This window comes from Pseudomonas sp. JL3 (genome assembly GCF_031570575.1).
Taxonomy (GTDB): Bacteria; Pseudomonadota; Gammaproteobacteria; order Pseudomonadales; family Pseudomonadaceae; genus Aquipseudomonas; species Aquipseudomonas cucumis.
On sequence record NZ_JAKWJK010000005.1, the window covers coordinates 229,040 to 248,592 of the forward strand.

Genomic DNA, 19,553 nt, shown 5'->3' on the forward strand with positions numbered 1-19,553 from the left:
GAGTCTCCTGACTGAAGCCGAATCAACAGCACCGATCCGGCGGGTGCGCACAGGATCGACCCATTAGTCGTGCGGTAACTTGATCTGGCTCAAGTCCGGGTCGTGATAAAGTCGCCGTCCATCAGACCTTTTGCTTTGAGACGACAAACGCAATGACCGATTTCCAGGATGTCGATGCCCAACTTGAAGACTGGAACGCCTTGCGCACCACCGCCTCTTTTGGCGGCCTGCTGGTGGGTAACGGGGCCAGTCGTGCGGTATGGGACGACTTCGGCTATGACTCGCTGTTCGAAAACGCCCGCACCGTCGAAGAGAAGCCTCTGAGCCAATCCGAACTGAGCGTGTTCGACGCGATGCAGACGCGCAGTTTCGAACAAGTGCTTGGGGCGCTGAAAACCACCAGCCGAGTCAACAAGGCCCTGGCTGTCAGCTCTGCCGCACCGCGCAACCGCTATTACGCGATCAAGGAAGCACTGATCAACACCGTGCATGCAGTGCACATCCCATGGAGGCTGGTACAGGCCTCGACCCTGGCGACGATCAATCAGGAGCTGGGCAGCTATCGAACGGTGTTCACCACCAATTACGACTTGCTCAATTATTGGGCGATCCAGCACCGGCCTGACGTTATTACCGATCTGTTCCAGGGCACCGAGCCGAGCTTTGATCTGAGCATCACCGCGACAGACAAAACCCGGCTGCTGTACCTGCACGGCGGCCTGCATCTGGTGCGCAATCAGGACGGCACGGCGCGTAAATTGATGTCGACCGAGGGTACGTTGCTCGGCAGTTTCGCCATCAATAATACGATCAAGACTCTTGACGACGTACCGCTGTTCGTCAACGAAGGTCCGACCCAGGACAAACTCAAGACCATTCGTAGCTCGGATTACCTGTCGTTCTGCTACGACCAGTTACTGGGCCATGGCGACGGGTTGTGCATCTTCGGGCACGCCCTTGGCGAGCAGGACAGTCACATCATTCATGCATTGCGCCAGGCGAGGCCGAAGACAGCAGCGATCTCGATTTACCCGCGCAGCAAGGCGTTCATCCAGCATCAGAAGCGGCATTACACGAAGGTGTTTGGGGGGACGGGCGTGGAGCTGCGGTTTTTTGATTCGAAGACCCATGCGCTCGGTAGTCCCAAGCTGACCGTACCGGTCGAGGTTTAGGTCAAGATCAAAAGATCGCAGCCTTCGGCAGCTCCTACGATGTCGGAGGCTGCGATCTTTTTTATCGGTTAAATGCCTGCTGCGTTCTTTAAAGCTTCGCGCCGGAACGGCTGATCCTTCAGCACCTGAGCGATAAAGGTGTCTGCAATCAATTGCACATGCTCGAACTGTCCTCCGGATGCATTGAATGCACCGCGCCAGGACTTGGTCTGGTTATGGACCGTGTAGACACCCAGCACCTCTGTGCCATGGCTGACGCTAAAGATCAGCGTACTGTCCCAACTCACTGGCACCGGAACCAGAAACAGCGTGAAGGCGCTCAGAAACATCTGTGGCTGCAACGCGCCGACATCGCTGTTGGCAATGACCAGCACGTTGTAACCGTCAGCGCTTCGACCAGCCTTGACCTCGTCGAACGTACCGCGACGGCGCAGTTCGTCCCGCAGCATCCAGCTTGGGAGCCCCATAACACTGACATTGATCACCGGCAGTCGCTGGTTGTAATCAACCTCAGGGGCTTTAAGTGTATGGGTTGCCTGACAGCCACCGAGCAGCAGGGTCAGCCACAGAAATAGTGCTTTGGTGCGCATTAGAGTTTTCCTGAGAGCATGGATTTGTAAACGGAGGAGCTCGCTCCATCCTCTTCGCGGATGAACGGCGTTGCCGAATAAAGGTTTGGCAGGTCCAGCCGTTGCAGTCCTGGTACTTGGGGATATTTCGCCCGCACCAACGCTGAGTCACGCTCAAGGTGATCGCTGTGCAAAAAGAGGCAAGTGGATTGTCCAGGTGTCACGCAGCCCGCACGGAAATCACCGATGTAGTAAGCCTTGCCGGCTTCTAATTGAAATGGGATGGTGAAATCTTCCCGGCTCCAGGACACCGAAGAACCATGATCGAAGCGCAGGTTATAGAGCTCATAACGCCCAGGTTTGAGCGGCATGACAAACAGTGTGCCGATTCCGTGCCCTGTCTCGCGCACGTCCCGCGGTGTGCGAGCATAAAACTCATTGTGCAAACGCGCCGTGGCAAAGTTGTCGCTGCCTCGCTGGCGAATCATCAGCATTTGTTCCTGTGCGGTATTGACCGCCTTGGGCCAGATACCGACAACACCCACCACATAAGCCACGCCTGAGCCGGCGTTGGGCGTGAGTTCTTCGTCGATGTGAATCGGGGACATGCTGTGACAACCCGCCAGGCCCAGCAGCAATGTCAGTAGAGCAAAAACGCGGATCATGGAAGAAAACTCTCTTCAGTGAATATTTGAAGACGTCACGAAAGAGGGCTTGCAGAACCACTTCCATGTAATGGACGCGGAGAATAATGGAAATGATGGCACTTAGCCAGAATCTGGTCGCCAATGATCTGGCGACCTTTGATGGAAGGTATTTTCGATCAGAGCACTGGCAAGGTCTTGTCCTTGATCACCGTGGTCGGGCCGTTGGCTTTGACGCTGGCGATGCCTTTATCCCTCGCGGCATCCGATGAGTAGGATTCGCTACTGCCGATGATCTCGTGGTTACCGGCCTTCAGGTTGAAGTAAGGATGACCGTCCTTGGTGGTTTTTTTCTCGTAGCGTTCGTCCAGCGGACTGTTGGCCTGAACCGAGGCGATACCGCCATCGGCCGCACCGCGAGAGGTATACAGCTCACTGGTCAGAATGGTTTCGGCATTGGCCGCTTTCAATACAAACTTGAATTGACCGTTGACGGTTTTGCTCACTTCGTACCATCCAGACATGCTTTTTCTCCTTGGCGATTGAGAGGTTTCGCGCTTCAGAGTAAAGACCACGCCAGGATATCTGTCGCCTGTACCGGCCCCTTCGCGGGCAAGCCTCGCTCCTATAGGGATTCGGTTGACCGCGAATTTGCGTCCGACACAAAACCTGTAGGAGCGAGGCTTGCCCGCGAAAGCGTCCTCACGACTGATGCAAATTGCTCTATTTCACCACCGCCCGCACCACCGATAACTCAGGTGTCTGCACCCGGCGCTGGCTCAGGTAACGCATGCAGCTGACCCGCAGGAACGAGGCGAAATTCACCACTTCACCGCGGTAGTCCATCACCTCTTCATACAGCTTGGCGATCAGCTGATTGGTGGTCATGCCGTCGACCTCGGCGATTTCGCTGAGGATGTCCCAGAACTGATTCTCCAGCCGCAGGGTGGTGACCACCCCGCAGATGCGCAGCGAGCGGGAACGCGACTCGTAGAGAATCGGATCAGCCTTGACGTAGAGCTCGCACATGGACAGGTCCCTCGTTACAGCGTGATTTTGGTGCCCAGCAACCCGAGGAAACCAGCCAACCAGCTCGGGTGCGCCGGCCAGGCCGGAGCAGTGGCCAGATTGCCTTGAACATGACCTTCCGTCACCGGGATATCGATGAACGTGCCGCCAGCCAGACGCACTTCCGGAGCACATGCCGGATAGGCGCTGCACTCGCGCCCCTCAAGAATGCCTGCCGCGGCCAACAGTTGCGCACCGTGACACACGGCGGCGATCGGTTTGCCGGCCTTGTCGAAGGCTCGCACCAGGTCCAGGACTCTTTCGTTCAGGCGCAGGTACTCCGGCGCACGACCGCCCGGCACCAGCAGCGCGTCGTAGTCCGCCGCGTCTACCTTGGCGAAATCGAAGTTCAGGGCAAACAGGTGGCCGGGTTTTTCACTGTAGGTCTGGTCGCCTTCGAAGTCATGGATTGCTGTGCGCACGGTCTGGCCGGCGGTTTTGTCCGGGCAAACGGCGTGTACCGTATGGCCGACCATCAGCAGTGCCTGGAAGGGCACCATCACTTCGTAGTCTTCGACGTAGTCGCCGACCAGCATCAGAATTTTTTTAGCCGCCATGGGAAGGACTCCTCTGGAAAATGCGTGGGCATGCAGGAGTATTCAAGGTAGTCCTTATCCGGCGGGTCGGGTAATAACCAGCTACTACCTGAAGGACCGCTTTCTCGTTCTTCGCGGGCTTGCCCGCGAAAGCGTCCTCAAACTGTACGGATAACTCTGCGCCTATCTGTAACAGAGCAGCGCCTGCGGTTTATGGCTAGATAAAGAAACTTCCCGCCATCTTGAATTCTGGTCACCCATCATGTCCTCGCGCGAAAACACCGGCATGGCCCTCGGCCTGCTCGGCGTCGTTATCTTCAGCCTGACCTTGCCCTTCACACGGATCGTCGTGCAGGAACTCCATCCGCTGCTCAACGGCCTCGGCCGTGCGTTGTTCGCGGCGATTCCGGCAGCGCTGCTGTTGCTGTGGCACCGGGAAAAATGGCCCACTTGGAAGCAGGTCAAAGGCCTGACGCTGGTGATCGCCGGGGTCATCCTTGGTTTCCCGGTGCTGTCGGCCTGGGCCATGCAGACCTTGCCAGCCTCCCACGGCGCACTGGTCAACGGCTTGCAACCGCTATGTGTGGCGCTGTATGCCGCGTGGCTGTCCCATGAGCGACCATCGAAAGCCTTCTGGGCTTGCGCCGCATTGGGCAGTGCGCTGGTGCTCGGCTATGCGCTGATCAGCGGTGCCGGCAGCATTCAGGCCGGCGATTTGTTGATGCTTGGCGCGATTGCCGTGGGCGGGTTGGGTTATGCCGAAGGCGGCCGGTTGGCCAGGGAGATGGGCGGCTGGCAGGTGATCTGCTGGGCGCTGGTGCTATCGACGCCGCTGCTGATCGGACCGGTGATGTATCTGGCACTGCAACATCAAGGTGAAATTTCAGCCAAATCCTGGTGGGCGTTTGGTTACGTCTCGCTGTTTTCACAGTTCATCGGGTTCTTTGCCTGGTACGCCGGGCTGGCCATGGGCGGCATTGCCCGGGTCAGCCAGATCCAGTTGCTGCAGATCTTCTTCACGATCGCATTTTCGGCGTTGTTTTTCGGTGAGCATGTCGAGCCGATTACCTGGCTGTTCGCGGCCGGGGTGATCGTGACGGTGATGTTGGGACGCAAGACCGCAATCAAACCCCATGTGGGAGCGAGCCTGCTCGCGAAGGGACCATGACATTCAACATTTATGCTGAGCGTTAAGCCGCCTTCGCGAGCAGGCTCGCTCCCACAGATTTAGAGAAGGCCGTCGGCCCGCAGCAATGTTTCCAGGCAATGTTCGCTGATGTGGTAGAAATCCTTCAGTTCCTGAATCTTCACCAACAGCTGAGCCGGGTCCACCGGCTCGGCGCGTTTGACCGCCAGGATCATCTTGTTTTTGTTGGTGTGGTCCAGTGAGATGAACTCAAAAACCTTGGTCTCATAACCGCAGGCTTCCAGAAACAGTGCACGCAAACTGTCAGTGACCATTTCCGCCTGCTGGCCCAGGTGCAGGCCGTATTGCAACATCGGCTTGAGCAGCGCCGGGCTCTGGATCTGCAGGCGGATCTGCTTGTGGCAACACGGCGAGCACATGATGATCGAAGCGCCGGAGCGAATGCCGGTGTGAATCGCATAGTCGGTGGCGATGTCGCAGGCATGCAACGCTATCATCACGTCCAGCTCGCTCGGCGCCACGCTACGCACATCACCGCATTTGAACACCAGCCCCGGATGCTCCAGCTTCGCAGCGGCGGTGTTGCAGAGGCTGACCATGTCTTCGCGCAACTCGACGCCGGTCACCTCGCCCTCGGCTTTCAGGGTATTGCGCAGGTAGTCGTGGATCGCGAACGTCAGGTAACCCTTGCCCGAGCCGAAATCCGCCACCCGCACCGGTTTGTCCAGCGCCAGCGGCGACGAGGTCAGCGCATGGCTGAAGACTTCGATGAACTTGTTGATCTGCTTCCACTTGCGCGACATCGCGGGGATCAGCTCATGCTGCGCGTTGGTCACGCCGAGGTCTTTGAGAAACGGTCGGCTCAAGTCGAGGAAACGGTTCTTCTCGCGGTTGTGCTCGGCGGACGGTACTTCGCGCAATTGCTGAGGTTTGCTCTTGAACAGCGAAGATTTGCCCTTTTTGCTGTATTCGAGCTGGGCTTCGTCGGTCAATGACAGTAAATGCGCATTTTTGAACGACGCCGGCAACAGCGCCGCAATGGTCGCCACGCCTTCGGCAAGCGGCAGGTTTTTGGTGATGTCGCGGGTCTTGTAGCGGTAGACGAAGGACAGGCATGGCTGATCCTTGACCGTCAGCTGCTTGATGATCAGCCGCTGCAAGTCCGCTTCGCCACCGACGTACTTGGCCAGCACCAGTTTGATGAAGGCGTTCTGATCGAGGCTGGTTTGCAGCAAGTCGATGAACTGAGCGTGATGATCCGGCGCGAGGCTGGCGGGAGTGGCGGTGACAGACATGGGAAAAAACGGCCTCGGGCGGTGCGAATCGGAGAATGGCGGGTATTTTAGGGGGGATGGCCGTTCGGGACACGCAGTTATTTGCCGAACGGTGTGAATCCTGAGGCTAGCGAGCCCCCTCGCCAAAAAAGCGCCTCAGGCTGGAAATGGCGTCAGCTCAACACCACCAACCGATTCGGCAATTCATTCCTCACATGGGTCACCGGCACATGCACCTTGAGCAATTCGCCGCATCCCTCGATGCACGTCACAAACCCCTGCAACGTCTGCCCCTGTTTCACCTGGTGCGTAAACGCCGCCACTATCGCGTCCCAGTTTTTGTTGTCCAGCCGTTTGGAAATGCCTTCATCCACCAGAATCTCCACATAGCGCTCGGCCTCGGAGACAAAAATCAGCATGCCGGTGCTGCCCACGGTGTGGTGCAGGTTTTGCTCCAGGAACTGCCGGCGCGCCAGGTTCGACGCGCGCCAGTGACGGACCGAGCGCGGGATCAGGCGCGTGGTGACTTTCGGAATACGGAACACCAGGCACAACACGATGAAGCTGAGCCATTGCACCAGCAACAGGCTGTGCATGGTCAGCCAGCCCGTCAGGTAATGCACGATACCCGGCACCACCAGCGCCAGCAGACTGGCCCAAAGCAGCGGGATATACGCGTAATCGTCGGCGCGGGCCGCAAGCACCGTCACCAGTTCGGCGTCGGTGTCGCGCTCGACCCGGGCAATGGCCTCGGCGACTTTGCGTTGTTCATGTTCAGTCAGTAATGCCATGGTTATGAATGCCTGCTCGCTATTGTTGTTTTTACCTGCAGTGTTATCACCAGCCGCCCGACGAACCGCCGCCCCCGAAACTGCCCCCACCGCCGCTGAAGCCCCCGCCGCCACCGCCGCCAAAACCTCCGCCGCCGAAGCCCCCTCCCGAGCTGCCCCGGCCGCCGCCACTTGGCAGAATACCGAACATCTGGCCGACGAAGATCGTCAGGATAAACAGCAACACCAGGAACACGAACACCCCCGGATGCCGCTCAACCAAATCACTCTCCTGATCGCCACGCGGTTCATACACCGTCGACGGTTCGTCCAGCGGATTACCGCCCAGCACCACCAGCATCGCCGCCACCCCGTCGCTGATGCCTTTGCTGAAATTGCCGGCCTTGAATGCGGGCGTGATCACTTGATTGATGATCACCGAACTCTGCGCATCGGTCAGGCGACCTTCCAGGCCATAACCGACTTCGATCCGCAGCTTACGCTCCTCTCGCGCGACGATCAGCAATGCGCCGTTGTTCTTGTCCTTCTGGCCGATGCCCCAGTAGCGCCCCAGCTGATAACCGAAATCCGCGATGTCAGCGCCCTGCAAGTCCGGCAATGTGACCACCACCAACTGCTCGCCGGTGGTTTTTTCGTGGGCGTTGAGCTGTTGCGTCAGTTGCTCGCGCACCGCAGGCTCGATCATCTGGGCGTTGTCCACCACCCGCCCGGTCAATTCCGGGAACTTCAACTCGGCCTGGGCCGTCAGGGCAAACACCCAGAACACCAGCAGCAGGCCCACTTTCAACACGCGCATTGGCAACCTCATCCTTGGTGACGCTTCAAGCCCGTTCCGGCACTTACTGGAACTTCACTTCAGGCGCTTTCTCGGCACCGGGGCTGGTGGCCTCGAAGGTTTCGCGGATTGGCAAATCGCTATACATCACGGTGTGCCACAGACGACCGGGAAAGGTACGGATCTCGGTATTGTATTTCTGCACCGCCAGGATGAAGTCGCGGCGCGCCACGGCGATGCGGTTCTCGGTGCCTTCAAGTTGCGATTGCAGCGCCAGGAAGTTCTGGTTGGCCTTGAGGTCCGGGTAGCGCTCGGACACCACCATCAACCGGCTCAAGGCGCCGGTCAGCTGATTCTGCGCCTGCTCGTACTGTTTGAGTTTTTCCGGATTGTCCAGCGTGCTGGCATCTACCTGAATCGAGGTGGCCTTGGCGCGGGCTTCGATCACCGCGGTCAGGGTTTCTTGTTCATGCTGGGCATACCCCTTGACGGTTTCCACCAGGTTGGGAATCAAGTCGGCGCGACGCTGGTACTGGTTCTGCACCTGGCCCCAGGCGCCCTTGGCCTGTTCGTCGAGGGTCGGGATATTGTTGATGCCGCAGCCGGCCAGCAGTGTTGCCAGCCACATCAGGGCTGCAATCTGCAGGCTCGACCGATAGTGATGTCGTACATTCATCTGGTTGATGCTCCCTTGCATATTCCGTTTATGAAACAACCTGCGAACTCTGAACCCGGCTCTTGGGGCATAATTTGCGCCGCTACTGGATTGCATCGAGCCAATGGGCTAAAAGATGTCCCGGCGCTAACACATTGCACAAGTGTGCTGCATTCACCTGAACAACAATAGTCGCTCCCAAAATTTTGGCTGACCGGCGTGTATTCACTGCCGTTTAGGCTTTTGAGAAAACAATTCATGAAGAAGCTGTGTTTGCTGGGCCTGTTCGTCAGCCTGGCCAGTCATACCGTATTGGCCGCCACGACGCCCGCACCTCTGGAGAACAAGGACGCTTTCATCGCTAACTTGATGAAGCAGATGACCCTCGATGAAAAGATCGGCCAGTTGCGCCTGATCAGCATCGGCCCGGAAATGCCGCGGGAGATGATCCGCAAGGAAATCGCCGCCGGCAATATCGGCGGCACGTTCAACTCGATCACCCGCGCCGAAAACCGTCCGATGCAGGACGCGGCCATGCGCAGCCGGTTGAAGATCCCGATGTTCTTCGCCTATGACGTGATCCACGGCCACCGCACCATTTTCCCGATTCCGCTGGCCCTGGCCTCGAGCTGGGACATGGACGCCATTGGTCGCTCCGGGCGCATCGCCGCCCAGGAAGCGGCGGCTGACAGCCTCGACATCACCTTCGCGCCGATGGTCGACATCTCTCGCGACCCACGCTGGGGCCGCACGTCCGAAGGCTTCGGCGAAGACACTTATCTGGTTTCGCGGATCGCCGGCGTAATGGTCAAGGCCTTCCAGGGCTCCGGTGCGAACGCGGCCGACAGCATCATGGCCAGCGTCAAGCATTTTGCCTTGTACGGCGCGGTCGAGGGCGGTCGCGACTACAACGTCGTCGACATGAGCCCGGTCAAGATGTACCAGGATTACCTGCCACCGTACCGCGCCGCCATCGACGCCGGTGCCGGCGGGGTGATGGTCGCGCTGAACTCGATCAACGGCGTGCCGGCCACCGCCAACACCTGGCTGATGAACGACCTGCTGCGCAAGGAATGGGGCTTCAAGGGCCTGGCGGTCAGCGATCACGGGGCAATTTTCGAGCTGATCAAGCACGGCGTTGCCGCTGACGGTCGCGAAGCCGCGAAGCTGGCGATCAAGGCCGGCATCGACATGAGCATGAACGACACGCTCTACGCCAAGGAATTGCCAGGGCTGTTGAAGGCCGGTGAGATCGAACAGAAAGACATCGACAACGCCGTGCGTGAAGTGCTCGCCGCCAAGTACGACATGGGCCTGTTCAAAGACCCGTACCTGCGCATCGGCAAGGCCGAGGATGACCCGGCCGACACCTACGCCGAAAGCCGCCTGCACCGTGCCGAGGCCCGCGATGTCGCGCGCCGCGGCCTGGTGTTGCTGAAGAACCAGGGCGAAACCCTGCCGCTGAAGAAAACCGCAAAAATCGCTCTGGTCGGCCCGCTGGCCAAGGCCCCGATCGACATGATGGGCAGTTGGGCGGCCGCTGGCCGGCCTGCGCAATCGGTGACCCTGTTCGACGGCATGACGAATGCGCTGGGGGCACAGTCGACGCTGATCTACGCCCGTGGCGCGAACATCACCAGCGACAAGAAAATCCTCGATTACCTGAACTTCCTCAATTTCGATGCGCCGGAAGTGGTGGACGATCCCCGCCCAGCCAACGTGTTGATCGACGAAGCGGTAAAAGCCGCCAAGGATGCTGATGTGGTGGTGGCCGCGGTGGGCGAATCCCGTGGCATGTCCCACGAATCGTCGAGCCGCACCGACCTGAACATCCCGGCCAACCAGCGCGAGCTGATCCGGGCGCTGAAAGCCACCGGCAAACCGCTGGTGCTGGTGTTGATGAACGGCCGTCCGCTGTCGATTCTCGAAGAGAACGAGCAGGCTGACGCGATTCTGGAAACCTGGTTCAGCGGCACCGAAGGCGGCAACGCCATTGCTGACGTGCTGTTCGGCGACTACAACCCGTCTGGCAAACTGCCGATCACCGTACCGCGCTCGGTGGGTCAGATTCCAACCTACTACAACCACCTGAGCATTGGCCGGCCGTTCACTCCGGGCAAACCGGGCAACTACACCTCGCAGTATTTCGAAGACACCACCGGGCCGCTGTTCCCGTTCGGCTTCGGCCTGAGCTACACCCAGTTCAGCCTGACCGACATGGCGCTGTCTTCGACGACACTGAACAAGACCGGCAAGCTCGACGCCAGCGTCGTGGTGAAGAACACCGGCAAGCGTGATGGCGAAACCGTGGTGCAGCTGTACATCCAGGACGTGACCGGTTCGATGATCCGCCCGGTCAAGGAACTGAAGAACTTCCAGAAAGTACTGGTCAAGGCCGGCGAACAGAAAGTCGTGCACTTCACCATCACCGAGGATGACCTGAAGTTCTACAACGCCCAGCTCAAATACGCCGCGGAACCGGGCAAGTTCAACGTGCAGATCGGCCTGGATTCCCAGGACGTGACGCAGCAGAGTTTCGAATTGCTGTAATTTGGTGTTGATCGTTCCCACGCTCCGCGTGGGAATGCCTCAAGGGACGCTCCGCGTCCAGTGACGCGGAGCGTCACGGGCTGCATTCCCACGCAGAACGTGGGAACGATCAGCCCCGTCGATCCAGCAGATTCACCACCAGCCGATCCACCCATCCCCACACCCTCTGCTTGACCCGCCGCCACAACGGCCGGCGCGTCCATGCTTCGAGGCTGACTTCCTGGCTCAGGGCAAAGTCATTCTCGAAACTCGCCGCCACTGCCCGGGTCAGTCCGGGGTCCAGGGCTTCGAGGTTGGCTTCCAGATTGAAACGCAGATTCCAGTGATCGAAGTTGCACGAGCCGATGCTCACCCAGTCATCGATCAACACCATCTTCAGGTGCAGGAAACACGGCTGGTATTCGAAGATCTTCACCCCGGACCTGAGCAGACGCGGGTAGTAGCGATGCCCGGCGTAGCGCACCGACGGGTGATCGGTGCGCGGCCCGGTCAGCAGCAGACGCACATCGACGCCACGAGTTGCCGCCCGGCGCAGTGAGCGGCGGACTTTCCAGGTCGGCAGGAAGTACGGCGTGGCCAGCCAGATTCGCCGCTGTCCGCTGTTCAGCGCGCGAACCAGCGATTGCAGAATATCGCGGTGTTGGCGGGCGTCGGCATAGGCGACCCGGCCCATGCCCTCGCCCATGGCCGGCACTCGCGGCAAGCGCGGCAAACCGAAGTGCGCAGCGGGTTTCCAGGCGCGGCGATAGCGGTTGGCGATCCATTGGCGGTCGAACAGCAACTGCCAGTCGATCACCAACGGGCCGACGATTTCCACCATCACTTCGTGCCATTCGCTGGTGTCTTCGCCCGGTGTCCAGAACTCATCGGTGACCCCGGTGCCACCGACCACCGCCAGGCATTGATCCACCAGCAGCAGCTTGCGGTGATCGCGATAGAAATTGCCTACCCAACGGCGCCAGCTCAGGCGATTGTAGAAACGCAACTCGACACCGGCGGCCGTCAGGCGCTTGCGCAAGGTCAGGGTAAAGGCCAGGCTGCCATAGTCATCGAACAGGCAACGCACCCGCACGCCGCGTTCGGCCGCCTGGACCAGCGCCTGAACCATGGCCTCGGCGCAGGCTCCCGCCTCTACCAGGTACAGTTCCAGTTCAACTTGTTCTTCGGCGCGGGCTATCGCCACCAGCATTCGCGGAAAAAACTGCGGGCCGTCGATCAGCAGTTCAAAGCGGTTGCCGTCGCGCCACGGGAAAATTGCGCCGCGCATCTCAGCGCGCCGTGAAAATCAGCACCGCACCCACCGGCACCGACAGACTGATGGCAGACAAGCCGGCAACCTTGCGCAAGGTTTCCAAGCCTGGGGCCAGGTCGAAATCTTCAGCGCTGATGACCAGAGGTTCGAGGGTCACCACTTGAAAGCGTCGGTCATCGAGGCGGGTCGCCAGCAGTTCGGCGTTGTATTGGTGTTGTTTGCCATGCAGGTTGACGGTCAGCGGCAAACGCAACTCCAGCTGCGCACCGGGCGCCAGGTCGTTGATCGGCCGCAGGTCGATTTGCGTGGTGATCAGCGCTTCGGGGAACGTCTGGATCTCGAACAGCTCCTTGCGCATGCGTTCGTCGCGCAGCGGTATGCCGCTGTTGACCGACTCCAGTTCAACCTCCACCTGCGCCAGGCCCTTGGGATCGACCTTGCCGTGCAGCACCAGAAAGCGCTGCACTTCGGAGATGTTGGCGTTTTTAGTGCTGATGAACGACAGCCGCGAAGACTCGCCATCCAGATACCAATTGGCCTGGGCCGACACGGTGGCACCGGCCAGCAGCAGGAAGGCGAGGGTTTTGCGGATGGAACGCTTGAACATAAAAACTCGGGGGCAGATAAACCTGAGCGAACCTTAACTGTCCGCAAGCCAGTTGCAAACCTGTAGCAGCTGCCGAAGGCTGCTACATAACTGCGATCTTTTCAGGGCATCAACCGGCAACCCTGCCGTTCACCGACCCAAGCGGCGCTGTTGCTGCGCCCCATACCGCCGACCGTCACCTGCTTGCTGGCGGCATCATCGATAAAATCGCTGGTGGGCAAATACTGCTTCACATAGCCCTGGCAATACTCGGCCGGATTGTTCATCACATAGCGGCACGAGCAGTATTCCTTGGCGGTGTAGGCGCTGATGATGTCGGGGAAGGCCCACAGCGCCAAATGCTCCTGCCAGCCCCAGCCAAGCAAGGCGATCAGCAGCACCAGCAACAGTGTGCTGAATGGCCGACGGCGAATAAAACTGCGGCGGCTCATGGCTGCACCTTCATGGCAAAGGCTTTGAGCGCGAGTTTGAGCAATTCGTTGTGCCGATAACTTCCATCGCGGTCATCGCCGTAGCGCACGATCACCAGCTTTTCGCTGGGAATCACGTACATCGCCTGGCCCCAATGGCCCAACGCGGCGAAGGTGTCGGCGGGGGCGGCGGGCCAGGGCTGTGTCGCGCCATCCACTGCGCGATTGAGCCACCAATGTCCGCCGGGCACCGCTTCATCCTGGTTGGCTTGATAGCGGGCAAAAGGCTCGCGGCTGAAGTCGACCCAATCCTTGGGCAGTAATTGCCGCTCACGCCAACGACCGTCGCGCGCCATCAACAGGCCGACCCGCGCCAGATCCCGGGCGGTGAGGTAGGCGTAGGACGATGCGACAAACGTGCCCGTGGCATCCGCTTCCCATACCGCACTGCGAATCCCCAAGGGTTCGAACAGCGCGGTCCACGGATAATCCGGATAACGGGCCGGGCCGACGATGGTTTTCAGCGCTGCCGCCAGCAGGTTGCTGTCGCCGCTGGAGTAGCGGAATGCCTGGCCAGGTTTGGCGTACTCGTCGTGGTCGGCGGTGAACGCGGCCATGTCGCGGTGACCACGGGTGTAAAGCATGGCCACCACCGAGGACTTCAACGGTGCGTATTCGTAGTCTTCCTGCCAGTCCAGGCCCGAGGCCCAGTGCAGCAGGTCGGCCATGGTCATGCCGGGATGTTTTTCCAGCGCAGGATAGAACTGCACCGCCGGGTCCTGCAGTTTGAACAGCCCTTCGCCATAGGCCACCCCGAGCACCGCGGCCATCAGGCTTTTGCTGATGGACCAGGTCAGGTGCGGCGTTTCAGCAGTGGTCGGGCTGGCGTAGCGTTCGTAGATCAGCTGACCATCGCGGATGACCAGCAAGGCATCGGTGCGAATGCCTTGGTGAGTGGCATCGTTGCGAGGTGGGAAGGCGTAGTTTTCCAGGGTTTGAAGCGCCGGGCCGCTGACTTTCGGGCCGGGCGACCATTGCTCGGCCGGCCAGTTTTCGGCCTGGGCCGCGAGGCTGAGCAGCAGCATGAAAATCAGGGACAAGCCTTTGAACATGAGGGGCGCTCGGAGGGATGAACCTGCAGAGCCTAGTTGAGCTTGATGACAGTTTTAGAACTTGCGTTGCCAATAAGATCGCCTTCAGCCTTACAACAATCCCGCCAACGCCTTGGCCAACCGCTTGCCCCGCGCCCCTGCCGCCAAATCCATCACGCTCTGATCGCGCTGCCACATCGCCGCCCATTGTGGCGAGCCATCGGCCAGGGCCTGATTCACTTCAGCCTTGAGCCCATCGAACTGCGCAAACAACCCGCCCAGCAACACATGCCCGGCCGGATTGTTCGGCGCCTGGCGGCTGACTTCCGCGCACCCGGCCAGCAACGCCAGCAAGCGCAGCTGCAAGGTTTGCGGCCAGTCGCTGTCTTGGCCAACGCCAAACAGCCACGCAGTCATGGCGCTCAGCACATAGATGTCTTCCAGGGTGCGGAATGGTTTGACGTACGCATCCCAGCCATCCCCTGCGAGCAATTCACACAGTGCGTTGTCGAGAAACAACCGGCCGTGGCTTATGTCTGGCATCAGAGGCATCGGCGCGAGTTTTTCCAGACGCACACCCGGTTCGCCGGGATAAACCACCGCAAGGTTCAAGCGCGGCACTTCGCCGGGTTCTTCACTGCGAGCAGCCACCAGCAACCAGTCGGCGGCATCGCCTGCGGTGACGAAATCCTTGCGCCCGCTCAGGCGCAAATCGCGCAGCCGGGTCTGCATATCCGCCACCCGCAAACTGCGCTGTTCGGTCGCACATAACGCGCCGAGGCTCAGCGGTGCGCTCGGCCAGAGCATGCGCAAAGCCGCCTGATAACCCACCAGAAACGCCAGCCCCGGTGTCGCCATCAGCCGCCCACCGACCACCGCCAATTCGAACGGCGTCACCGTGCCCAACTGTTGCAACAAGGTTGCAAATCCTTCGCCCAGGTCCGGGTTGGCGGGCAGACGGTCGCGGCGATTCAACAGAGATTGCCAGGGCATAAGAGGCTCCTTGTGGGCTGTCATATAAGCATCACCAAAGCTTCATGGCGATGACACCGGGGCTACATAGCCTGACTTTGCACAACACGGCTGCATAAAGAAAGTCGATCGGCTGCAACCCAAGACGGGTGGCCAGCCCGTACGGAGACTCACAATGACTCAGATCGCCCGCATCAGCGACACCGGCAATGAACGCCGCCTGCAAGCCGAACGCCTGGTGGGCGCCGAGGCGTTGCAGGAAGCCCAGGCCTTGCGCTTCAACGTGTTCAGCGGCGAATTCAACGCCACGCTGAAAGGCGCGGAGCTGGGTCTGGACATGGATGACTATGATGTTCACTGCGCCCACATCGGCGTACGTGACTTGAACACCGGGCGCCTGGTGGCGACCACTCGTTTGCTCGACCACACGGCCGCCAGCAGCCTGGGCAAGTTCTACAGCGAAGAAGAATTCAGCCTGCATGGCCTGGTCCATTTGAAAGGCCCGATCCTGGAAATTGGGCGCACCTGCGTCGACCCGGCCTACCGCAACGGGGGCACTATCGCGGTGCTCTGGGGTGAACTGGCGGAAGTGCTGAACCAGGGCGGCTACAGCTATTTGATGGGGTGCGCGAGCATTCCGATGCAGGACGGCGGCATCCAGGCCCACGCGATCATGCAGCGCCTGCGCGAACGTTACCTGTGCACCGAACACCTGCGGGCCGAGCCGAAAAAACCACTGCCGACGCTCGATATCCCGTCCAATGTCATTGCCGAAATGCCGCCGCTGCTCAAGGCCTACATGCGCCTGGGCGCGAAAATCTGCGGAGAGCCGTGCTGGGACGAAGACTTCCAGGTGGCCGACGTGTTCATCCTGCTCAAGCGCGACGAGCTCTGCCCGCGTTATGCCAAGCACTTCAAGGCGGCTGTGTAATGAGCCGCTTGCGGGTGTACGCGCGAATTGCGCGAGTGCTTTTGGTGGTCACGCTGGGCTTGAGCATGGCCAGTGTGTTCGGGGTGTTCGAGCGACTGGGGATTGCCCATTCGATGGTCCGTCGCCAGCGTTGGTCGCGGTTTTTCATGGCGCGGCTGAGCAATGCCCTGCCCTTTCGCGTGACCGTGCATGGTGAATTGCCGAAGGCGCCGATGCTCTGGGTCAGCAATCACGTGTCCTGGACCGACATTCCGTTGCTGGGCATGCTCACACCGCTGTCGTTCCTGTCCAAGGCCGAAGTGCGCACCTGGCCTGTGGCGGGCTGGCTGGCCGCCAAGGCCGGCAGCCTGTTTATCCGTCGCGGGTCGGGCGACAGCCAGTTGATCCGCAAACAAATGACCCGCCATCTGGAGCAGGAGCATCCGCTGCTGATGTTCCCCGAAGGCACCACCACCGATGGCCGCTCGCTGCGTACGTTCCATGGCCGTTTGCTGTCCGCTGCGATCGATTCCGAAGTGGCATTGCAACCGGTAGCAATTCGTTATCTGCGCGGTGGCGAGCTCGATACTTTGGCACCGTTCATTGGCGATGATGATTTGCTGTCGCACCTGATGCGCTTGTTCGCCCATGATCGGGGTGAGGTGGAAATTCATTTGCTCAAGCCGATCGAATGCCAGGACAGGGAGCGTGCGGCGCTGGCGTTCGAAGCGCAGCAGGCGGTGCAGAGGGCGTTGTTTGGTGAAGTCGCGAAATCTGCCGAGCCACAGCATGCCGGCGAACTGATCGCCGCATAACCCCGCTGTCCGTAGGAGCGAGGCTTGCCCGCGAAGCTTTTGGCGCTCGAGGGCCTCTTCGCGGGCAAGCCTCGCTCCTACAGGGATTTGTGTTAACGGTTCTGGGCGAACGCCTGCAACTCGGGATAGAACAACCGGAAATCCTCGCTCAACGGCTCATACAATACCCGTAATTCCTGCATCGCCCGCGCCAACTCCTCCGGCCGGGTCAACCTGCGCGAAATCCCGCGCAACACCTGCTCAAGCACTTCGAACTCCTGATAAGCCCCCAACCAGTCATTGGCCACCATGTGCGGCGCAATCTTCGCCAGGCGCTCCGGCAACTGCGGCTCGGCGGACAGCACCCGGTAAACGTCCGAGGTGAATTGCGCAAGCGGACGGTCAGCGTATAGCACCCAGTCCCGCGCCAGGCAGTGGTCGAAAAACACATCGAGCACGATCCCGGCGTAACGCCGGCGCGTGATGGAAAACCGCGACAAGGCGATGTCCACCAGCGGATGGCGATCAGTAAACACGTCGATGCTGCGGTGCAACTGGATGGCCGCTTCTATCTCCGGATCGAACTGCCCTTGCAGCCGCCCTTTGACGAAATCGCCATACAGACTGCCGAGCATTTGACCGGGGCGCTGGCCACCGAGGTGCAGATGTGCGAGATAGTTCATGCGCGCAGCTTAACACCGCGCCATCCATATCGTTATAACCCGATATACCGATTCATGCGGTCATCAGACCAAAATCATATTGGTATATCGCGAAGTACCGATTTAAAGTTCGCCTCATCGCGATATAGCGTTTTACTCATCACGAGCCCCAAATCATGACCATCGACCTCGACGAAATAATAAAAGCGCTGGCACACCCAGTACGCCGAGACATCCTCATCTGGCTGAAAGACCCCAAGGTCCAGTTCCCGGAACAACTCCACAACCATGAGTACGGCATTTGCGCCGGACAGATCGATCAACGCTGCGGCCTGTCGCAGTCGACCGTGTCCGCCCATTTGGCGACCTTGCAACGGGCGGGACTGATCAGCAGCCAGAAGGCCGGTCAATGGCACTTTTTCAAACGCAACGAGGACGTGATTCAGGCGTTCCTCGATGCCATCGTCAAGGAGCTCAGCGCTCCGACAAGGAACTGACAATGCCCCTCTCGCTACTCATTCTGGCCTTGAGCGCCTTCGCCATCGGCACCACCGAGTTCGTCATCATGGGCCTGTTGCCCGAGGTGGCGGCTGATCTTGGTGTGTCGATCCCCGGCGCTGGCTGGCTGGTGACCGGTTACGCCCTGGGCGTGGCCATCGGTGCACCGTTCATGGCACTGGCCACCGCCAGACTGCCGCGCAAGGCCGCATTGGTAGCGTTGATGGGCATCTTCATCATCGGCAACCTGCTCTGCGCCCTGGCCAGTGACTACAACGTTTTGATGTTTGCCCGTGTGGTCACCGCGCTGTGTCACGGCGCCTTCTTCGGCATCGGTTCGGTGGTGGCGGCCGGTTTGGTGCCGGCCAACAAACGTGCATCGGCCGTGGCCTTGATGTTCACCGGCCTGACCCTGGCCAACGTCCTTGGCGTGCCGCTGGGCACCGCGCTCGGTCAGGAAGCCGGCTGGCGTTCAACCTTCTGGGCGGTGACCGGGATCGGTGTGATTGCGCTGATCGGCCTGATTCGCTTCCTGCCGGCCAAGCGCGATGAAGAGAAACTCGACATGCGCGCCGAACTGCGCGCCCTCAAAGGCGCCGGCATCTGGCTGTCCCTGAGCATGACTGCGCTGTTCGCTGCCTCGGTCTTCACCTTGTTCACCTATGTCGCGCCTCTGTTGGGCGAGGTCACCGGAGTCTCGCCGCGCGGCGTGACCTGGACCTTGATGCTCATCGGCCTGGGCCTGACGGTCGGCAACATCATCGGCGGCAAGCTGGCGGACAAAAGCCTGGCTGCGACGCTGATCGGTGTGTTCATCACCATGGCGGTCGTGTCCACCGTGCTGACCTGGACCAGCATTGCCGTGATCCCCACCGAAATCACCCTGTTCCTCTGGGCCACTGCGTGCTTTGCCGCCGTACCCGCCCTGCAAGTGAACGTGGTGACCTACGGCAAGGCGGCACCGAACCTGGTGTCGACCCTGAACATCGGCGCTTTCAACGTTGGCAACGCGCTCGGTGCCTGGGTCGGCGGCAGCGTCATCGCTCACGGTTTCGGCCTGACACGCGTGCCACTTGCGGCCGCCGCACTGGCGGTGCTCGCCCTGCTGGTGACCCTGATTACTTTCCGTCAGAGCGGCGATGCCGAGCTGGCCCCCGCTACTAACTGATCGCTAAA

Annotated in this window: 22 protein-coding genes; 7 read left to right on the forward strand and 15 right to left on the reverse strand. The window is 60.1% G+C overall.

Going from position 1 to position 19,553, the window contains the following annotated elements:
- The first annotated feature begins 152 nt into the window (after window positions 1-152).
- Window positions 153-1,172, forward strand: coding sequence for a DUF4917 family protein (locus MMG91_RS12145; protein ID WP_310659718.1), 1,020 nt, complete (start codon window positions 153-155; stop codon window positions 1,170-1,172).
- Between the two features lie 68 nt (window positions 1,173-1,240).
- Here MMG91_RS12145 and MMG91_RS12150 read toward each other — a convergent pair whose 3' ends face one another.
- The 5 genes from MMG91_RS12150 to MMG91_RS12170 all read right to left on the reverse strand — a co-directional run bounded on the left by MMG91_RS12150 (window position 1,241) and on the right by MMG91_RS12170 (window position 4,010).
- Complete coding sequence (locus MMG91_RS12150) at window positions 1,241-1,762, reverse strand: hypothetical protein (RefSeq protein ID WP_305448521.1); 522 nt, start codon at window positions 1,760-1,762, stop codon at window positions 1,241-1,243.
- Entirely contained in the window at window positions 1,762-2,406 is a 645-nt protein-coding gene (locus MMG91_RS12155; protein WP_305448520.1) for a hypothetical protein, read from the reverse strand. The genes MMG91_RS12150 and MMG91_RS12155 overlap by 1 nt, the downstream gene beginning before the upstream one ends.
- A 158-nt stretch (window positions 2,407-2,564) precedes the next feature.
- Window positions 2,565-2,909 carry a YegP family protein gene (locus MMG91_RS12160; RefSeq protein ID WP_095632345.1) on the reverse strand — a complete coding sequence of 115 codons (345 nt, stop codon included), beginning with the start codon at window positions 2,907-2,909 and terminating at the stop codon, window positions 2,565-2,567.
- Between the two features lie 199 nt (window positions 2,910-3,108).
- Complete coding sequence (locus MMG91_RS12165; RefSeq protein ID WP_038979286.1) at window positions 3,109-3,414, reverse strand: ribbon-helix-helix domain-containing protein; 306 nt, start codon at window positions 3,412-3,414, stop codon at window positions 3,109-3,111.
- Between the two features lie 14 nt (window positions 3,415-3,428).
- The gene (locus tag MMG91_RS12170; protein ID WP_305448519.1) at window positions 3,429-4,010 is read right to left on the reverse strand and encodes a DJ-1/PfpI family protein; all 582 of its coding nucleotides are present in this window, start codon (window positions 4,008-4,010) and stop codon (window positions 3,429-3,431) included.
- Window positions 4,011-4,251: 241 nt separating this feature from the next.
- Here MMG91_RS12170 and MMG91_RS12175 point away from each other — a divergent pair, with 241 nt between their 5' ends.
- A complete protein-coding gene (locus MMG91_RS12175) occupies window positions 4,252-5,157 on the forward strand; it encodes a DMT family transporter (RefSeq protein WP_310659719.1) in 906 nt (301 codons plus the stop codon).
- Window positions 5,158-5,216: 59 nt separating this feature from the next.
- On the opposite strand, the gene MMG91_RS12180 is transcribed toward MMG91_RS12175, so the two are convergent.
- The 4 genes from MMG91_RS12180 to MMG91_RS12195 all read right to left on the reverse strand — a co-directional run bounded on the left by MMG91_RS12180 (window position 5,217) and on the right by MMG91_RS12195 (window position 8,652).
- Complete coding sequence (locus MMG91_RS12180; RefSeq protein WP_123721990.1) at window positions 5,217-6,431, reverse strand: SAM-dependent methyltransferase; 1,215 nt, start codon at window positions 6,429-6,431, stop codon at window positions 5,217-5,219.
- A gap of 152 nt (window positions 6,432-6,583) precedes the next feature.
- On the reverse strand, window positions 6,584-7,201 hold the full coding sequence (locus MMG91_RS12185; RefSeq protein ID WP_310659720.1) for a TPM domain-containing protein: 618 nt from the start codon (window positions 7,199-7,201) through the stop codon (window positions 6,584-6,586).
- Window positions 7,202-7,247: 46 nt separating this feature from the next.
- Window positions 7,248-7,997, reverse strand: coding sequence for a TPM domain-containing protein (locus tag MMG91_RS12190; RefSeq protein ID WP_310659721.1), 750 nt, complete (start codon window positions 7,995-7,997; stop codon window positions 7,248-7,250).
- Window positions 7,998-8,040: 43 nt separating this feature from the next.
- Complete coding sequence (locus tag MMG91_RS12195) at window positions 8,041-8,652, reverse strand: LemA family protein (protein ID WP_310659722.1); 612 nt, start codon at window positions 8,650-8,652, stop codon at window positions 8,041-8,043.
- Between the two features lie 237 nt (window positions 8,653-8,889).
- Between MMG91_RS12195 and bglX the strand changes: the two genes are divergently transcribed.
- Window positions 8,890-11,181, forward strand: a complete 2,292-nt coding sequence (gene bglX / locus MMG91_RS12200) for a beta-glucosidase BglX (protein ID WP_310659723.1) — start codon at window positions 8,890-8,892, stop codon at window positions 11,179-11,181.
- Window positions 11,182-11,290: 109 nt separating this feature from the next.
- Here bglX and MMG91_RS12205 read toward each other — a convergent pair whose 3' ends face one another.
- From MMG91_RS12205 to MMG91_RS12225, 5 genes are all read right to left on the reverse strand, one after another.
- The gene (locus MMG91_RS12205; protein WP_310659724.1) at window positions 11,291-12,448 is read right to left on the reverse strand and encodes a phosphatidylserine/phosphatidylglycerophosphate/cardiolipin synthase family protein; all 1,158 of its coding nucleotides are present in this window, start codon (window positions 12,446-12,448) and stop codon (window positions 11,291-11,293) included.
- Between the two features lies 1 nt (window position 12,449).
- Entirely contained in the window at window positions 12,450-13,040 is a 591-nt protein-coding gene (locus tag MMG91_RS12210) for a YceI family protein (RefSeq protein WP_310659725.1), read from the reverse strand.
- 101 nt (window positions 13,041-13,141) lie between these two features.
- Entirely contained in the window at window positions 13,142-13,471 is a 330-nt protein-coding gene (locus MMG91_RS12215; protein ID WP_310659726.1) for an amidase, read from the reverse strand.
- A complete protein-coding gene (locus MMG91_RS12220) occupies window positions 13,468-14,562 on the reverse strand; it encodes a serine hydrolase (RefSeq protein ID WP_310659727.1) in 1,095 nt (364 codons plus the stop codon). Before MMG91_RS12220 ends, MMG91_RS12215 begins: the two co-directional genes overlap by 4 nt.
- Before the next feature lie 90 nt (window positions 14,563-14,652).
- On the reverse strand, window positions 14,653-15,534 hold the full coding sequence (locus tag MMG91_RS12225; RefSeq protein WP_310659728.1) for an acyl-CoA dehydrogenase family protein: 882 nt from the start codon (window positions 15,532-15,534) through the stop codon (window positions 14,653-14,655).
- Window positions 15,535-15,688: 154 nt separating this feature from the next.
- Here MMG91_RS12225 and olsB point away from each other — a divergent pair, with 154 nt between their 5' ends.
- Together olsB and MMG91_RS12235 are read left to right on the forward strand one after the other, a co-directional pair.
- Window positions 15,689-16,444, forward strand: coding sequence for an L-ornithine N(alpha)-acyltransferase (gene olsB / locus MMG91_RS12230; RefSeq protein ID WP_310659729.1), 756 nt, complete (start codon window positions 15,689-15,691; stop codon window positions 16,442-16,444).
- Window positions 16,444-17,238: a 1-acyl-sn-glycerol-3-phosphate acyltransferase gene (locus tag MMG91_RS12235; protein WP_310659730.1), complete on the forward strand. Its 795-nt coding sequence runs from the start codon at window positions 16,444-16,446 to the stop codon at window positions 17,236-17,238. Before olsB ends, MMG91_RS12235 begins: the two co-directional genes overlap by 1 nt.
- A 92-nt stretch (window positions 17,239-17,330) precedes the next feature.
- Here the strand turns inward: MMG91_RS12235 and MMG91_RS12240 are convergent, their stop codons facing one another.
- Window positions 17,331-17,900 (reverse strand): ACP phosphodiesterase, encoded by a 570-nt coding sequence (locus MMG91_RS12240; protein ID WP_310659731.1) that lies wholly within the window; start codon window positions 17,898-17,900, stop codon window positions 17,331-17,333.
- 155 nt (window positions 17,901-18,055) lie between these two features.
- Here MMG91_RS12240 and MMG91_RS12245 point away from each other — a divergent pair, with 155 nt between their 5' ends.
- Window positions 18,056-18,376 carry a helix-turn-helix transcriptional regulator gene (locus MMG91_RS12245; protein WP_030132713.1) on the forward strand — a complete coding sequence of 107 codons (321 nt, stop codon included), beginning with the start codon at window positions 18,056-18,058 and terminating at the stop codon, window positions 18,374-18,376.
- Between the two features lie 2 nt (window positions 18,377-18,378).
- Entirely contained in the window at window positions 18,379-19,545 is a 1,167-nt protein-coding gene (locus MMG91_RS12250) for an MFS transporter (protein ID WP_310659732.1), read from the forward strand.
- Window positions 19,546-19,553: the final 8 nt, after the last annotated feature.

Excerpts from the sequence above, each read along its gene's own strand:
- MMG91_RS12185 (WP_310659720.1), bottom strand. The coding sequence starts at position 7,201 with ATGGCATTACTGACTGAACATGAACAACGCAAAGTCGCCGAGGCCATT.
- MMG91_RS12225 (WP_310659728.1), bottom strand. The coding sequence starts at position 15,534 with ATGCCCTGGCAATCTCTGTTGAATCGCCGCGACCGTCTGCCCGCCAAC.
- MMG91_RS12245 (WP_030132713.1), top strand. The coding sequence starts at position 18,056 with ATGACCATCGACCTCGACGAAATAATAAAAGCGCTGGCACACCCAGTA.
- MMG91_RS12215 (WP_310659726.1), bottom strand. The coding sequence starts at position 13,471 with ATGAGCCGCCGCAGTTTTATTCGCCGTCGGCCATTCAGCACACTGTTG.
- MMG91_RS12195 (WP_310659722.1), bottom strand. The coding sequence starts at position 8,652 with ATGAATGTACGACATCACTATCGGTCGAGCCTGCAGATTGCAGCCCTG.
- MMG91_RS12150 (WP_305448521.1), bottom strand. The coding sequence starts at position 1,762 with ATGCGCACCAAAGCACTATTTCTGTGGCTGACCCTGCTGCTCGGTGGC.
- MMG91_RS12160 (WP_095632345.1), bottom strand. The coding sequence starts at position 2,909 with ATGTCTGGATGGTACGAAGTGAGCAAAACCGTCAACGGTCAATTCAAG.
- MMG91_RS12175 (WP_310659719.1), top strand. The coding sequence starts at position 4,252 with ATGTCCTCGCGCGAAAACACCGGCATGGCCCTCGGCCTGCTCGGCGTC.
- MMG91_RS12180 (WP_123721990.1), bottom strand. The coding sequence starts at position 6,431 with ATGTCTGTCACCGCCACTCCCGCCAGCCTCGCGCCGGATCATCACGCT.
- MMG91_RS12165 (WP_038979286.1), bottom strand. The coding sequence starts at position 3,414 with ATGTGCGAGCTCTACGTCAAGGCTGATCCGATTCTCTACGAGTCGCGT.
- MMG91_RS12220 (WP_310659727.1), bottom strand. The coding sequence starts at position 14,562 with ATGTTCAAAGGCTTGTCCCTGATTTTCATGCTGCTGCTCAGCCTCGCG.
- MMG91_RS12250 (WP_310659732.1), top strand. The coding sequence starts at position 18,379 with ATGCCCCTCTCGCTACTCATTCTGGCCTTGAGCGCCTTCGCCATCGGC.
- MMG91_RS12155 (WP_305448520.1), bottom strand. The coding sequence starts at position 2,406 with ATGATCCGCGTTTTTGCTCTACTGACATTGCTGCTGGGCCTGGCGGGT.
- olsB (WP_310659729.1), top strand. The coding sequence starts at position 15,689 with ATGACTCAGATCGCCCGCATCAGCGACACCGGCAATGAACGCCGCCTG.
- bglX (WP_310659723.1), top strand. The coding sequence starts at position 8,890 with ATGAAGAAGCTGTGTTTGCTGGGCCTGTTCGTCAGCCTGGCCAGTCAT.
- MMG91_RS12145 (WP_310659718.1), top strand. The coding sequence starts at position 153 with ATGACCGATTTCCAGGATGTCGATGCCCAACTTGAAGACTGGAACGCC.
- MMG91_RS12210 (WP_310659725.1), bottom strand. The coding sequence starts at position 13,040 with ATGTTCAAGCGTTCCATCCGCAAAACCCTCGCCTTCCTGCTGCTGGCC.
- MMG91_RS12205 (WP_310659724.1), bottom strand. The coding sequence starts at position 12,448 with ATGCGCGGCGCAATTTTCCCGTGGCGCGACGGCAACCGCTTTGAACTG.
- MMG91_RS12170 (WP_305448519.1), bottom strand. The coding sequence starts at position 4,010 with ATGGCGGCTAAAAAAATTCTGATGCTGGTCGGCGACTACGTCGAAGAC.
- MMG91_RS12235 (WP_310659730.1), top strand. The coding sequence starts at position 16,444 with ATGAGCCGCTTGCGGGTGTACGCGCGAATTGCGCGAGTGCTTTTGGTG.
- MMG91_RS12240 (WP_310659731.1), bottom strand. The coding sequence starts at position 17,900 with ATGAACTATCTCGCACATCTGCACCTCGGTGGCCAGCGCCCCGGTCAA.
- MMG91_RS12190 (WP_310659721.1), bottom strand. The coding sequence starts at position 7,997 with ATGCGCGTGTTGAAAGTGGGCCTGCTGCTGGTGTTCTGGGTGTTTGCC.